Here is a 12,713-nt window from a genome sequence, read left to right as displayed (position 1 = left end):
GCGCCGCCACGCGCCTCCCGTCCGGTCCGCAGCACGTCGCGGACGGGACGGCACCCGACCGGGTGACCGCGCTGCTGGCCGCGATGACGCTCGAGGAGAAGACGGCGCAGCTCGTCGGCTACTGGCTCGACCAGAACGGTGTCGTCGCGCCGATGCAGGGCGAGATGGCGGCCGCGCAGGGCGGCGAGACGCTCGCCGACGTGACCCGGCACGGGCTCGGGCAGTACACCCGCGTGTACGGCACCCGCCCCGTCGAGCCCGACGAGCGCGCGGCCTGGTTGTGGGCGGAGCAGCGTCGGCTCAAGCGCGAGACGCGCCTCGGCATCCCGGCGCTCGTGCACGAGGAGTGCCTCACCGGGCTCGCCGCGTGGCGCGCCGCGACCTTCCCGACGCCGCTCGCGTGGGGTGCCGCGTTCAACCCGGAGCTCGTCGAGCAGGTCGGCGCGGTGATCGGCCGGTCGATGCGCGAACTCGGGGTGCACCAGGGCCTCGCGCCCGTGCTCGACGTCGTGCGGGACCCCCGGTGGGGCCGCGTCGACGAGTGCATCGGCGAGGACCCGTACCTGGTCGGCACCGTCGGCACCGCGTACGTGCGCGGGGTGCAGAGCGCCGGCGTCGATGCGACGCTCAAGCACTTCCTCGGCTACTCGGCCTCGCGTGCCGGACGCAACCACGCGCCCGTGCACGCCGGACCGCGTGAGGTGGCGGACGTGTTCCTGCCGCCGTTCGAGATGGCGCTCCTCGACGGAGGCGCCCGCAGCGTCATGAACTCGTACGCCGAGGTCGACGGCGTGCCCGTGGCGGCCGACCCCGAGCTCCTGACCGGGCTCCTGCGCGACCGGCTCGGCTTCGACGGGACGGTCGTCGCGGACTACTTCTCGGTCGCGTTCCTCGAGGTGATGCACGGCGTCGCCCGGGACCGCGGCGAGGCGGCCGCACTCGCGCTCACCGCGGGCATCGACGTCGAGCTGCCGACGGGTGACGCGTACCTCGCGCCCCTCGTCGAGCGGGTCCGGAGCGGGCTCGTCGACGAGGCGCTCGTCGACCGTGCGGTGCTGCGGGTCCTCCGACAGAAGGAGCGGCTCGGACTGCTCGACCCCGATGCCTTCGAGGACGAGCCCCCGACGGGCATCGACCTCGACTCGCCGGAGCACCGGGCGCTCGCCCGTCGGCTCGCGGCGGAGTCGCTCGTCCTGCTCGCGAACGACGGCGTGCTCCCGCTCGGCGACGCGGCCTCCGGCACCGCGGTCGACGGCGCCGCGGCCGACGGCGCCGCGGCCGACGGCGCCGCGGCGGGCGCAGACCTGCGGGGCCCGGTCGCGGTGATCGGCCCGAACGCCCACCGTGCCGAGGCCCTGCAGGGCTGCTACTCGTTCGCGAACCACGTGCTCGCGACGCACCCGGGCCTGCCGCTCGGGTTCGCGATCCCGACCGTGCTCGAGGCCCTGCAGGACGCCCTCGGGGCCGACGCCGTGCGGTACGCCTCCGGCGCCGAGGTCGAGGGCGACGACCGCTCCGGCTTCGCCGAGGCCGTCGCCACGGCACGCGACGCGGCGGTCGCGGTCGTCGTCGTCGGTGACCAGGCGGGCCTGTTCGGCCGCGGCACCGTCGGCGAGGGCAACGACTCCGAGACGCTCGACCTGCCGGGCGTGCAGCGCGAGCTGGTCGAGGCCGTCGTCGCGACCGGCACCCCGACCGTCGTGGTGCTGCTGACCGGCCGGCCGTACGCGATCGGCTGGATGCTCGACGGCGACCACGCGAAGCCGTCCGCCGTCGTGCAGGCGTTCTTCCCGGGGGAGGGCGGCGGCCTCGCGATCGCCGACCTGCTGACCGGGACTGCGTCGCCGTCCGGTCGTCTGCCGGTCTCGCTGCCCCGGTCCGCCGGTGCGCAGCCGTACTCGTACCTGCACCCGCGGCTCGGGGGCCCGTCGGACGTCACCGCGACCGACTCGACGCCCGTGCGGCCCTTCGGCTTCGGCCTGACGTACACGAGCATCGCGTACGAGGACCTGCAGGTCGACGACGCCGTCGCCACCGACGGCGCGTTCACGGCGTCCGTCACGATCAGGAACACGGGGGACCGGGACGGGATCGAGGTCGTGCAGCTCTACGGGCACGACGTCGCCGCGTCGGTCACCCGTCCGGTCGCCCAGCTGCTCGGCTACGCCCGGGTCGCGCTCCCCGCCGGCGGGTCGGTGCGGGTGCGCTTCGACGTGCCGGTGCAGCGGTTCGCGTTCACGGACCGGGCGATGCGGAAGGTCGTCGAGCCGGGGGACGTGCAGGTCTGGGTCGCGTCCGACGCGGCGGCGTCCCGGCCGGGAGGCCCGGTGCCGACGGGTGGGATCGTCGCCTCCGGGGACGGTCCGGTCCGGCACGAGGTGCCCGGGTCCGCCACGGACCGTGCGGTCGTGCGCGTGACCGGTGCGGTGCACGAGGTGTCGCTCGCCGACCGGCGGACGGTCACCTGGTCGCTCGTCTGAGGGCGCGGGTGCGCTCGCGCACCGCGCGGTGCGCCCGCGCGAGACTCGGCTCTGCGGACACGTTCGCGGCCCCACGGCCGCGAACGTGCCCGCCTGGCCGAGTCTCGGCCTGCCCGGTCTCCGTGGTGCCGCCAACCGTGCGCCCTGGCGCGTACGGTCGACGCATGGCGGGGCGTGTGGTCGGGTGGGTGGCCTTCGCGGTCGGGGCCGTCCTCGTCGCCCTGTTCTTCGGCGTGGCCTTCCAGGCGACCAGCTGCGCGGACGCGATCCCCGGCGGCGCCAGTGTCTGCACGAGCGGGCCCGCGGTCGGCTGGCCGCTCGTCTGGGTCTTCGTCGGGATCGCGGTCGTCTCGGTGGCGCTCGCCGCCTGGCAGGTCCTGCGGGAGCTGCGCCGACAGCAGCGCTGACCGGGGGAGACCCCGCTCGGGATCAGCGGCGCAGCGGCTCGAGCGCGGGGTGGGTGCGGAGCGCCTCGTGTCCGTGCGTCAGCATGACCGAGAGGGTGCTCACCGCGGGTGCCATCGGGCCGGTGAGGGACAGTGGAGACGTGTCGCCGAACTCGAGGACGACGTTGAAGTGCTCGGGGTCCGGGTACACCGCCGTCACCGCAGTGAAGGGGAAGCTCAACCAGCCCCGGCCGACGACGTTGCACACGATGCGCTCGTTGCTCACCAGGACCTCGGCCTGCTGGTGCTCCCGCCACTGCGTCACCGCCGCGGACCGTGCACGGGACCGGGCGACCGAGTTGCCGATCGCGTTCCCGATGACCGCTCCGGCGACCCAGGCCGGACGGCCGAAGGCGACGACCGACGACTGGCCGTACACGACGTCCGTGCCGTAGTACCGCGAGTACTGGAGCGGCCCCGCGAGGAAGAAGTGCTCGCCCGCCCACGGCACGACGCCCCACACCTCGACCTCGGGTGGGAGCTCTCGCTGCTCCAGGACCGACCGGAGCCAGCGCGCGTGCTGCCATCCGGCGGCGTGGGCGTCCTCGTGCTGCCGGACGATCGCTTCCCGCTTGGTGAAGTGCCCGTGCCGACGTCGCCACGATCGGAACGCGCGGTACCCGTTGCGGAGTGCGATCACCAGGAAGACGATCGGTGCGACCATCGCGCAGAGCAGCACCAGGAGCCCGAGCAGCGACCAGCCGACATGGTCGGAGTCGTTCCCGAGGGCGCCGAGGCTGCTTCCGGCGACGACGAGCACAAGGTACGACACCGGGACGAGTGCGGCCGGGATCACCCACGCACGGTGCCGCCGCCACCACGACCGTCGTTCCGTCGTGTCGTTCCCTGCTGACATCGGTCCCCCTCCGGACACGGCGCCCCCGGCGCCGCTCGGTGCAGTTCGAACATCACGATCAAACCGCACCCACGCCGTGCCGTCCACCGGACGAGACCACGACACGCCCCGGTGGGACGATGGCCGGGTGCCGCTCGATCCCGACCCCGCCCTGGTGCCCGAACTCCTGGTCACCGACCTCGACCGCAGCCTGGCGTTCTGGCGGGACCGCTGCGGCTTCGTCGTCCGGTACGCCCGCCCCGAGGAGCGCTTCGCGGCCATCGCCCTCGGCTCGGCGCACCTGCTGCTCGAGCAGGTCGGCGTCGGGCGCAACTGGCTCGCCGGCCCCCTCGAACGCCCGTTCGGCCGCGGTCTGAACCTGCAGGTCGCCGTCCCCGACGCCAGAGCGCTCGCGGCCCGCCTGACCGACGCCGGCATCGCGCTGTTCATGCCGGTGGAACACCGGTGGTACCGCGTCGACGACGAGGAGACCGGGGTCGAGCAGTTCGTCGTCGCCGATCCCGACGGGTGGCTCGTCCGCTTCCAGTCGTCCCTCGGCCGACGGGCGAGGCCGGCCGGTTGACGGGTCCGGTCGACTGACGAGCCCGCCTTCAGGAGACGTGCACACCCGTCGCGAGCAAGCTCGCGAGGGCACCGAGCGCCGACACGACGAGCGCCGGCAACAGGGCGACCCCGCCGAGCAGGAGTGCGAACCAGCCGATCGCCCGACCGCGCACGGCACCACGGCGGACGCCCCGCACGCCGAGCAGGGTCACGACGACGGCGACCGGGAGCGCGGTCGCCAGCACCAGACCGATCGCGATCTGCTCGCGGGCGGCGGGCGCGAGGTCCTCCGGGCCGAGGCCGGGCTCCGCCGCGGCGACGGCGAGGTACACCGTCGTCCACACGAAGGCCACCAGCACGCCGACCCACCCCGCCGCGCTCCTGCCGGCCCGTTCCCTGGTCAGCGGCGCCCACGGCCCGTCCCGGTGCCACAGGTCGTCCGTCACGGTCGCATCCTACGAGCACGCCGTCGAACTCCCGTGGAGCGCGCGTACCGTCACGTTCCTCACGACCCTCGAAGGAGCAGGCCATGTCCGACGCCCACGACCCCCGCGACACCACGAACGACCCCGAGGGCACGCCGAAGCCCGACGGCCTCGGCGAGGACGGGACCATCCCCGACCACCCCGAGGGCGTCGCCGCCGGCTTCGCCGGGGACGACTCGCACTTCAACCACGAAGAGGACGAGGACGCCCAGTAGGCGGACGCAACTGCAGGACGGACGGGAGGCCCGTGGCGACGCCGCCACGGGCCTCCCGTTGCGTCGCCCGGTCACCACGTCGCGACGGCGACCGTCCGTCGGGTCGGTACCGTGGTCGCATGGCCCGCTTCACGCCCCCTGCCGCCGACGCGATGCGCGCGCGCATCCTGGACGCCGCCCGCGACGAGTTCGCCGCCCACGGGCTGACGGGGGCGCGCGTCGAGCGCCTCGCCGCGGCGGCGGACAGCAACAAGGCGCAGGTCTTCCACTACTTCGGGGGCAAGGAGGGGCTCTTCGACGCGCTCCTCGTGCAGGAGCTCGGCGGGTTGCACGACGCCGTCCCGCTCGACACGGACGACCTGCCCGCATGGGCCGGACGTCTGCACGACGCGGTCGTCGAGCGGCCGTGGGTCGCGCGCCTGGCGACCTGGCAGCGCCTCGAGCGTGCGGACGCGCCGGTCCCCGCGCTCGTCGAGCGGTACGAGTCCAGCGTCGCCGAGGTCGAGCGGGCGCAGCGCGCGGGAGTCCTGCCGCGGTCGTTCCGGCCGGCGGTGCTCCTGGCCCTCGTGCAGCAGCTCGCCGGGGTGTGGACCGCGCTGCCCGCCGAGGCGACGGGCTCCGTGTCCGCCGTGGTGGCCGCGCGCCGCCGGCAGGTCGTCGTGGACGCGGTCGCCCAGCTGCTCGGCCGCTGAACCGCCCAGGACGCGCGACCCGTTAGAGCCGCTCGCGCAGGAACGCCACCTGGCGCTCCCAGTGCCGGAAGCCGCCGCCCTCGTGCCCGTTGTACGGGTACACGGCGATCTCGTGGTCGGCCGAGCCCAGGGCGTTGTACGCCGCGAAGGTCGTCCGCGGCGGCACGACGTCGTCCATCAGCGCCACGGAGAACAGCGCCGGCGCGCTGATGCGCTCGGCGAAGTGCACGCCGTCGAAGTAGGCCACCGTGTCCCACACCCGGTCGACGTCGTCGCGGTGGACCGACAGGTGCGTGGCGAGCTCGAGGTACGGGCCGCCGACGGCGACGGCCGTGCCGTGCTCCCAGTCACACAGGAACGCGACGTCGGGCAGCACGGCGACGAGCGGGCCGACGTGCGCCTCGACCAGGGCGGCCGCGGCGAGGGTGATCCCGCCGCCCTGGCTGCCGCCGGTGAGGGCAATCCGGTCGACGTCGACGCCGGGGAGCGTGCGGACCGCCTCGACGAGCCGCACCGCGTCCGTGAACACGCGGCGGTAGTAGTGGTTCGCCGGGGCGTCGACGCCGCTCGCCATCCACCCGCCGACGTGCGGCACGGAGCCGTGCGGGTCGGGGGTGTCCCCGCCGGAACCCCAGCCACTGCCCTGCCCGCGGGTGTCCATCACGACGTGCACGAAGCCCGCGAGCGCCCACGACACGCGTTCCCCGGGGAGTCCGCGGCCACCGCCGTACCCGAGGAACTCGACCACGACGGGCAGGTCCTGGTCGGCCGTGCCCGCGGGGCGGGAGACCCAGGCGCGGACCGGGTCGCCGCCGAAGCCGGGGAACGTCAGGTCCTGCACGTCGAGGGCGGTGACCGGCGTCTCGGCGGGGGTGGTGACGGGCGCGGTGCCGGCACCGGCTGTCCGGGCCGCGGCGATCGTGTCGGCCCAGAAGGCGTCGAGGTCGGCCGGACGCCGCACCTCGGGGCGGTACGCCCGGAGCTGGTCGAGGGGCAGGTCGGTGAGCGGCATGAGGTCCTCCGGGGTCGTTCCGCGCGTGGGATGGCGTTCCGCGCATTGGGGGTCGTTCCGCGCGTCGGAGGACGAATCTTCCGACCTCCGACGCGCAGAACGTCTTCCTACACCGTGCGCGATCGGATCGATCGCTCGCGGGCGGGGTCAGCGCGCGGCGTGTGCCCGGTACTGCTCGAGCACCTCGGGGCGCGGGTCCGCGGGGACGACCGTGGCGGAGACCTCCCACGACGGTAGGCTCCCCGTCAGCACCCACGCGGCCTGTCGAGCGGCACCGGACGCCACGTACTCGCCCGGCTCCGGGATCGACACGTCGCGGCCGAACACCTGCGCGGCGACGGCCCGGACTGCCTCGTTCCGCGCCGCCCCGCCGATGAGCAGCAGTCGGGACACCGTGACGCCGGTGCCCTCGACCGCGGCGAGCCCGTCGGCGAGGGCGCACAGCATGCCCTCGACGGCGGCGCGGGCGAGGTGTGCCCGGTCCGTGGTCGCCGGGGTCATCCCGAGCAGCGAGGCGGTCGCGTCCGGTCGGTTCGGGGTGCGCTCGCCGACGAAGTACGGCACGAGCACGAGCCCGTCCGCGCCGGCCGGCGCCTGCAGCGCCAGCTCGCCGAGGCCGTCGTGGTCGACGGCGAGGAGCCCGCCGATCACCTCGAGCACGCGGGCCGCGTTGAGCGTCGTCACGATCGGGAGGCGCGACCCGGTCCCGTCGGCGAAGCCCGCCACGGTCCCGCTCGGGTCCGTCACCTCGGTGTCGGTGACCCCGAAGACCGTCCCGCTCGTGCCGAGGGACACCGCGACGTCGCCGGGACCGAGGCCGAGGCCGAGCGCGGCCCCGGCGTTGTCGCCGAGTCCCGGGCCGACCACGAGTCCGGCGCGGGCGGTCGCGCCGCCCGGCAGCGCGACGTCGGACCCCAGCGTGCCCATCGCCTCGTCCGGTGCGACCACCCGCGGCACCACGACCGCGTCGTCGTCACCGGCTGCGGCTGCGGTTGCGCCACCCGCGACCCGGAGGCCACGACCGAGGGCGGCCGCGAACAGCTCCGCGTCGTACTCGCGGCGCACCGGGTCCCAGTACGCCGTGCCGCTGGCGTCGGAGCCGTCGGTCGCGAGCGCGTCGAGGTCCGGACCGAGCGGACTCTCGTCCGCCGGGCCGTACCCGCGCAGCCGCCACGACAGCCAGTCGTGGGGGAGCGCGACCGCGGCGACCCGCGCCGCGTTCTCGGGCTCCGCGTCCCGCAGCCAGCGCAGCTTGGTCCCGGTGAACGAGGCCACCGGGACCAGACCCGTCCGGGCGACCCATGCCTGTCGGCCGAGCTCCTCGACCATCTGCGCGGCCGCGTCGGCGCTGCGGACGTCGTTCCAGAGGAGCGCGTCGCGGACCACGCGACCGTCCGCGTCCAGTGCGACCATGCCGTGCTGCTGTCCTGCGACCGCGACCGCGGCGACGTCGTCGAACCCACCGGCGTCCGCGATCGCGGTGCCGAGCGCGTCCCACCAGTGGCGGGGGTCGACGGAGGTGCCGTCCGGGTGGGACGCACGCCCCTCCCGGACGACCGCACCGGTCGACGCGTCACGGATGGTGACCTTGCAGGACTGGGTCGACGAGTCGACCCCGGCGACCAGGGTCACCCCTTCGGCGGCAGGCCGCCTCAGCGCGCGGAATGCAGCCGCTGGCGCGTCTGCCTTCAATTCCGCGCGCCCATCAGGTGCTCGATCGCGAGCTGCTGCAGGCGCACGAAGCCGAAGCCCTTGCCGCCGAAGTACGCGTCGGCGTCGAAGTCCTCGAACGCCGAGCGGTCGGCGAGGAAGTCGTCGTACGACTCGCCGCTGTGCAGCGTCGGGGTGCTCAGCTCGTCGACCTTCGCGGCGGACAGGGCCTCCTGCACCTCGGGGTCGGCGCGGAACGCCTGCGCGCGCTCCTTGAGGAGCAGGTACATGCGCATGTTCGCCTTCGCGGAGTCCCAGACACCCGTGATGTCCTCCGTGCGCGACGGCTTGTAGTCGAAGTGCCGCGGGCCGTCGTACGCCTGACCGCCCTGCGGGGCGCCGTGCTCGAGCAGGTCGACGAGCGAGAACGCGTTCTGCAGGTCGCCGTGGCCGAACACCAGGTCCTGGTCGTACTTGATGCCGCGCTGGCCGTTCAGGTCGATGTGGAAGAGCTTGCCCTGGTACAGCGCCTGGGCGATGCCGGCCGTGAAGTTCAGGCCCGCCATCTGCTCGTGGCCGACCTCGGGGTTGATGCCGAACAGCTCCGGGCGCTCGAGCGTCTCGGTGAAGGCGATCGCGTGGCCCAGGGTCGGCAGGAGGATGTCGCCGCGGGGCTCGTTCGGCTTCGGCTCGATGGCGAAGCGGATGTCGTAGCCCTTGTCCGTGACGTACTGGGCGAGCAGGTTGACGGCCTCGCGGTAGCGCTCGAGCGCGGCCTGCACGTCCTTGGCGGAGTCGTACTCCGAGCCCTCGCGGCCGCCCCACATGACGAAGGTCTTCGCACCGAGCTCGGCGGCCAGGTCGATGTTGCGGAGCACCTTGCGGAGCGCGAACCGGCGGACCTGGCGGTCGTTCGAGGTGAAGCCGCCGTCCTTGAACACCGGGGCCGAGAACAGGTTCGTCGTGACCATCGGCACGATGATCCCGGTCGACTCGAGGGCGCCCGTGAGGCGGTCGATCTGGCCCTGGCGCTCGGCGTCGGTCGAACCGAACGCGAACAGGTCGTCGTCGTGGAAGGTCAGGCCGTAGGCGCCGATCTCGTCGAGCTTCTCGACCGCCTCGACCACGTCCAGCGCGGGACGGGTGGGGCCGCCGAACGGGTCGGAGCCGTTGTAGCCGATGGTCCAGAGACCGAAGGAGAACTTGTCGTCACGGGTGGGCGTCGTTGCCATGGTGGGTCACCGTTCGTCGTCGAAACAAAATGTTGCCGCGCCCAACATAAGCGGTAGGGTGGATCCTGGCAACACCGGATCGCAAAGGAGCGAGTGGATGGCACAGGACGGACACGGACCGGGGCGACTGCGGGTCGCGATGGTCGGGCACGGCTTCATGGGGGCGGCGCACTCCCAGGCGTGGCGGACCGCCCCGCGGTTCTTCGACCTCGGCGTGGAGCCCGAGATGGCGGTCGTCGTCGGGCGGGACGCCGAGCGCACCGAGGCCGCGCGCCGGCAGTACGGCTGGCAGGCCGCGTCGACCGACTGGCGCCGGGTGGTCGCCGACCCGGACATCGACGTCGTCGACGTGGTGTCGCCCGGCTCCTCGCACGTCGAGGTCGCGATCGCCGCGCTCGAGGCCGGCAAGCACGTGCTGTGCGAGAAGCCCCTCGCCAACACCGTGGCCGAGGCCGAGGCGATGACCGCCGCCGCCGAGTCCGCCGCTGCGCGCGGCGTCCGCGCCATGGTCGGGTTCAGCTACCGCCGCGTGCCCGCCATCGCGCTCGCGCGCCAGCTGGTGCAGGACGGGAGGATCGGGGCCGTCCGCCAGGTCCGCGCGCTCTACCTGCAGGACTGGTTGGCCGACGCCGAGGGCCCGATGACGTGGCGCCTCGACAAGGCGCTCGCCGGTTCCGGCTCGCTCGGCGACATCGGCGCGCACGCGATCGACCTCGTCGAGCACGTCACGGGCGCACAGCTGTCCACCGTGTCCGGCACGCTCGAGACCTTCGTGCACGAACGCCCGCTGATGGCCGAGGGCGTCGGCCTGTCGGGCACCGCGTCGAGCGAACGCGGACAGGTCACCGTCGACGACGCCGCGTTCTTCCTCGGGCGGCTCAGCGGTGGCGCTGCCGACGGCGCGATCGGGACGTTCGAGGCCACGCGCTACGCCACCGGTCGGAAGAACGGCCTGACGCTCGAGGTCAGCGGGTCCGAGGGCGCGATCCAGTTCGACCTCGAGTCGATGAACGAGCTGCGGCTGTACGAGTCGTCGGCGCCCGCGGGGGAGCAGGGCTTCCGCCGCATCCTCGTCACCGAGCCGGAGCACCCGTGGATGGCCGCGTGGTGGCCGACCGGGCACCTCATCGGCTACGAGCACACCTTCAGCCACCAGGTCACGGACTTCGTGCGGGCGATCGTCGCCGGCACCGACCCGCAGCCGTCGTTCGCGGACGGCCTGCACGTGCAGCGGGTCCTCGAGGCAGTCGAGCGCAGCGCGGCCGACGGCAGCGCCTGGACGGCGATCCGATGACCGGCGGGAAGCAGGCGCTGGTCGTCCGGGGCGGGTGGGACGGGCACATGCCGGTCGAGACCACCGACCTCTTCGTCCCGTTCCTGCGGGACAACGGGTTCGACGTCCACGTCTCCGACTCGACGGCGGTGTACGCCGACGAGTCCGTGATGGCCGACGTCGACCTGATCGTGCAGGTCGTCACCATGTCGACCATCGCGGACGACGAGTTCGCCGGACTGCAGAAGGCGGTGCTCGGCGGTGCCGGGCTCGCGGGGTGGCACGGCGGGATCGCGGACGCGTTCCGGAACACCGCCGACTACCTGCACATGATCGGCGGGCAGTTCGCGCACCACGCGAGCAAGCACCCCTCCGAGCGCACCGGCGAGCAGTCCGACAACTACATCCCGTACACGGTGCACATCACCGAGGCCGGGCACGAGCACCCGATCACGCAGGGCATCGAGGACTTCGACCTGGTGACCGAGCAGTACTGGGTGCTCTCCGACGAGTACAACGACGTGCTGGCGACCACGACGCAGGAGGCCCGGGACTTCGACGCCTGGAACCGTCCGGTCACGGCGCCGGCGATCTGGACCCGGCAGTGGGGGCAGGGGCGCGTGTTCGTCTCGGCGCCCGGGCACCGGCTCGAGGTCGTCGAGTCGCAGCCGCTCCGCACGATCATCGAGAGGGGACTCCTGTGGGCAGCGCGATGAGGGTCGGTGTCGTCGGGGTCGGCGTCATCAGCCAGCAGTACTTCGAGCACTTCCCGGCGCTGCCCGGGCTCGAGCTCACCGCCGTCGCGGACATCGACGTCGCCCGGGCTCAGTCGGTCGGCGAGGCACAGGGCGTCCGCGGGACGAGCGTCGACGAGCTCATCGCGGCGGACGACGTCGACGTCGTGCTCAACCTGACGATCCCGGCCGCGCACGCCGAGATCGCCACCCGGGCGCTCGAGGCCGGCAAGCACGTCTACGGCGAGAAGCCGCTCGCGATGTCGACGGCCGAGGCGCAACCCGTGCTCGACCTCGCCCGGCGCTCGGGGCTGCGGGTCGGCAGCGCGCCGGACACCGTGCTCGGCACCGGGATCCAGACGGCCCGGCAGGCGCTCGACAGCGGTGCGATCGGCACGCCCGTCGGTGCCGCCGTGTCCTGGTCGGCGCCCGGGCACGAGCTGTGGCACCCGGCGCCCGCGTTCTACTACCAGCCGGGTGGTGGACCGCTGCTCGACATGGGGCCGTACTACCTGACGAGCCTGGTCTCGTTCTTCGGTCCGGTCGTCCGGGTGAGCGGCGCCTCGACCCGCTCCGACCGCGAGCGCACGATCGCCACCGGGCCCGCCGCGGGCACCCCGCTCCGGGTCGACATCGACACGCACGTGGTCGCCGTCCTCGAGCACGCGAACGGCGTCGTCTCCACGGTCACGGTGTCCTTCGAGGTCTGGGCCACCCGGGCACCACTGTTCGAGGTGTACGGCACCGCGGGCACGCTCGGGGTCCCCGACCCGAACCGGTTCTCCGACCCGGTGTCGATCGCCGACGCCCACGGGGGAACAGCACAGCCCCGCGAGTGGCGGGACCTGCCGACGAGCGCCGGGTACGCCGACGCCGGACGCGGGTACGGCCTCGCCGACATGGCACACGCGATCGCGACGGACCGGCCACACCGGGCGTCCGGCGACCTCGCGTTCCACGTGCTCGAGGTGATGGAGGCGGTCTCGACCGCCGCCCGCGAGCACACCGTGGTCGACGTGCGGTCGCGCGTCGACCGACCGGACACCGTGCCCGCCGGAGCCGAGCCGAGCACCTGGTGAACCAGCAGCAGGAGGA

13 protein-coding genes are annotated in these 12,713 nt (G+C 73.8%); 8 read left to right on the top strand and 5 right to left on the bottom strand.

Annotated features, from left to right (window positions below; all coding sequences use genetic code 11):
* The first annotated feature begins 62 nt into the window (after positions 1-62).
* Together HUN58_RS08185 and HUN58_RS08180 are read left to right on the top strand one after the other, a co-directional pair.
* Complete coding sequence (locus HUN58_RS08185) at positions 63-2,480, top strand: beta-glucosidase (protein ID WP_254631680.1); 2,418 nt, start codon at positions 63-65, stop codon at positions 2,478-2,480.
* Positions 2,481-2,644: 164 nt separating this feature from the next.
* Positions 2,645-2,887, top strand: coding sequence for a hypothetical protein (locus HUN58_RS08180; RefSeq protein ID WP_180225632.1), 243 nt, complete (start codon positions 2,645-2,647; stop codon positions 2,885-2,887).
* 22 nt (positions 2,888-2,909) lie between these two features.
* Here the strand turns inward: HUN58_RS08180 and HUN58_RS08175 are convergent, their stop codons facing one another.
* A complete protein-coding gene (locus HUN58_RS08175) occupies positions 2,910-3,782 on the bottom strand; it encodes a hypothetical protein (RefSeq protein WP_180225631.1) in 873 nt (290 codons plus the stop codon).
* 127 nt (positions 3,783-3,909) lie between these two features.
* Between HUN58_RS08175 and HUN58_RS08170 the strand changes: the two genes are divergently transcribed.
* Positions 3,910-4,344, top strand: a complete 435-nt coding sequence (locus tag HUN58_RS08170; protein WP_180225630.1) for a VOC family protein — start codon at positions 3,910-3,912, stop codon at positions 4,342-4,344.
* Positions 4,345-4,372: 28 nt separating this feature from the next.
* Here HUN58_RS08170 and HUN58_RS08165 read toward each other — a convergent pair whose 3' ends face one another.
* Positions 4,373-4,771: a hypothetical protein gene (locus tag HUN58_RS08165; protein ID WP_180225629.1), complete on the bottom strand. Its 399-nt coding sequence runs from the start codon at positions 4,769-4,771 to the stop codon at positions 4,373-4,375.
* An 83-nt stretch (positions 4,772-4,854) separates the two neighbouring features.
* On the opposite strand from HUN58_RS08165, the gene HUN58_RS08160 reads away from it, so the two are divergent.
* Both HUN58_RS08160 and HUN58_RS08155 read left to right on the top strand, forming a co-directional pair.
* Positions 4,855-5,025 (top strand): hypothetical protein, encoded by a 171-nt coding sequence (locus HUN58_RS08160; RefSeq protein ID WP_180225628.1) that lies wholly within the window; start codon positions 4,855-4,857, stop codon positions 5,023-5,025.
* A 119-nt stretch (positions 5,026-5,144) separates the two neighbouring features.
* Positions 5,145-5,717 (top strand): TetR/AcrR family transcriptional regulator, encoded by a 573-nt coding sequence (locus HUN58_RS08155; protein WP_180225627.1) that lies wholly within the window; start codon positions 5,145-5,147, stop codon positions 5,715-5,717.
* 22 nt (positions 5,718-5,739) lie between these two features.
* Here the strand turns inward: HUN58_RS08155 and HUN58_RS08150 are convergent, their stop codons facing one another.
* The 3 genes from HUN58_RS08150 to xylA form a co-directional block, all read right to left on the bottom strand.
* Positions 5,740-6,729 carry an acetylxylan esterase gene (locus HUN58_RS08150; RefSeq protein ID WP_180225626.1) on the bottom strand — a complete coding sequence of 330 codons (990 nt, stop codon included), beginning with the start codon at positions 6,727-6,729 and terminating at the stop codon, positions 5,740-5,742.
* 147 nt (positions 6,730-6,876) lie between these two features.
* A complete protein-coding gene (locus tag HUN58_RS08145; protein ID WP_141860444.1) occupies positions 6,877-8,361 on the bottom strand; it encodes a xylulokinase in 1,485 nt (494 codons plus the stop codon).
* A 56-nt stretch (positions 8,362-8,417) separates the two neighbouring features.
* A complete protein-coding gene (gene xylA, locus HUN58_RS08140; RefSeq protein ID WP_180225625.1) occupies positions 8,418-9,611 on the bottom strand; it encodes a xylose isomerase in 1,194 nt (397 codons plus the stop codon).
* 97 nt (positions 9,612-9,708) lie between these two features.
* Here xylA and HUN58_RS08135 point away from each other — a divergent pair, with 97 nt between their 5' ends.
* Genes HUN58_RS08135 through HUN58_RS08125 form a run of 3 tightly spaced genes read left to right on the top strand, consistent with a single transcriptional unit; the run spans position 9,709 to position 12,697 of the window.
* Positions 9,709-10,905 carry a Gfo/Idh/MocA family protein gene (locus tag HUN58_RS08135; RefSeq protein WP_254631647.1) on the top strand — a complete coding sequence of 399 codons (1,197 nt, stop codon included), beginning with the start codon at positions 9,709-9,711 and terminating at the stop codon, positions 10,903-10,905.
* Complete coding sequence (locus HUN58_RS08130) at positions 10,902-11,600, top strand: ThuA domain-containing protein (protein WP_180225624.1); 699 nt, start codon at positions 10,902-10,904, stop codon at positions 11,598-11,600. Before HUN58_RS08135 ends, HUN58_RS08130 begins: the two co-directional genes overlap by 4 nt.
* A complete protein-coding gene (locus tag HUN58_RS08125) occupies positions 11,597-12,697 on the top strand; it encodes a Gfo/Idh/MocA family protein (protein ID WP_167510014.1) in 1,101 nt (366 codons plus the stop codon). The genes HUN58_RS08130 and HUN58_RS08125 overlap by 4 nt, the downstream gene beginning before the upstream one ends.
* Positions 12,698-12,713: the final 16 nt, after the last annotated feature.

The sequence above is a fragment of the Curtobacterium sp. Csp1 genome (genome assembly GCF_013347185.1).
This window is presented reverse-complemented; position numbering and strand designations above follow the sequence as displayed.

Coding starts and splice junctions, on each gene's coding strand:
- HUN58_RS08180 (WP_180225632.1), top strand. CDS start 2,645: ATGGCGGGGCGTGTGGTCGGGTGGGTGGCCTTCGCGGTCGGGGCCGTC.
- HUN58_RS08175 (WP_180225631.1), bottom strand. CDS start 3,782: ATGTCAGCAGGGAACGACACGACGGAACGACGGTCGTGGTGGCGGCGG.
- HUN58_RS08160 (WP_180225628.1), top strand. CDS start 4,855: ATGTCCGACGCCCACGACCCCCGCGACACCACGAACGACCCCGAGGGC.
- HUN58_RS08155 (WP_180225627.1), top strand. CDS start 5,145: ATGGCCCGCTTCACGCCCCCTGCCGCCGACGCGATGCGCGCGCGCATC.
- HUN58_RS08150 (WP_180225626.1), bottom strand. CDS start 6,729: ATGCCGCTCACCGACCTGCCCCTCGACCAGCTCCGGGCGTACCGCCCC.
- xylA (WP_180225625.1), bottom strand. CDS start 9,611: ATGGCAACGACGCCCACCCGTGACGACAAGTTCTCCTTCGGTCTCTGG.
- HUN58_RS08135 (WP_254631647.1), top strand. CDS start 9,709: ATGGCACAGGACGGACACGGACCGGGGCGACTGCGGGTCGCGATGGTC.
- HUN58_RS08130 (WP_180225624.1), top strand. CDS start 10,902: ATGACCGGCGGGAAGCAGGCGCTGGTCGTCCGGGGCGGGTGGGACGGG.
- HUN58_RS08125 (WP_167510014.1), top strand. CDS start 11,597: ATGAGGGTCGGTGTCGTCGGGGTCGGCGTCATCAGCCAGCAGTACTTC.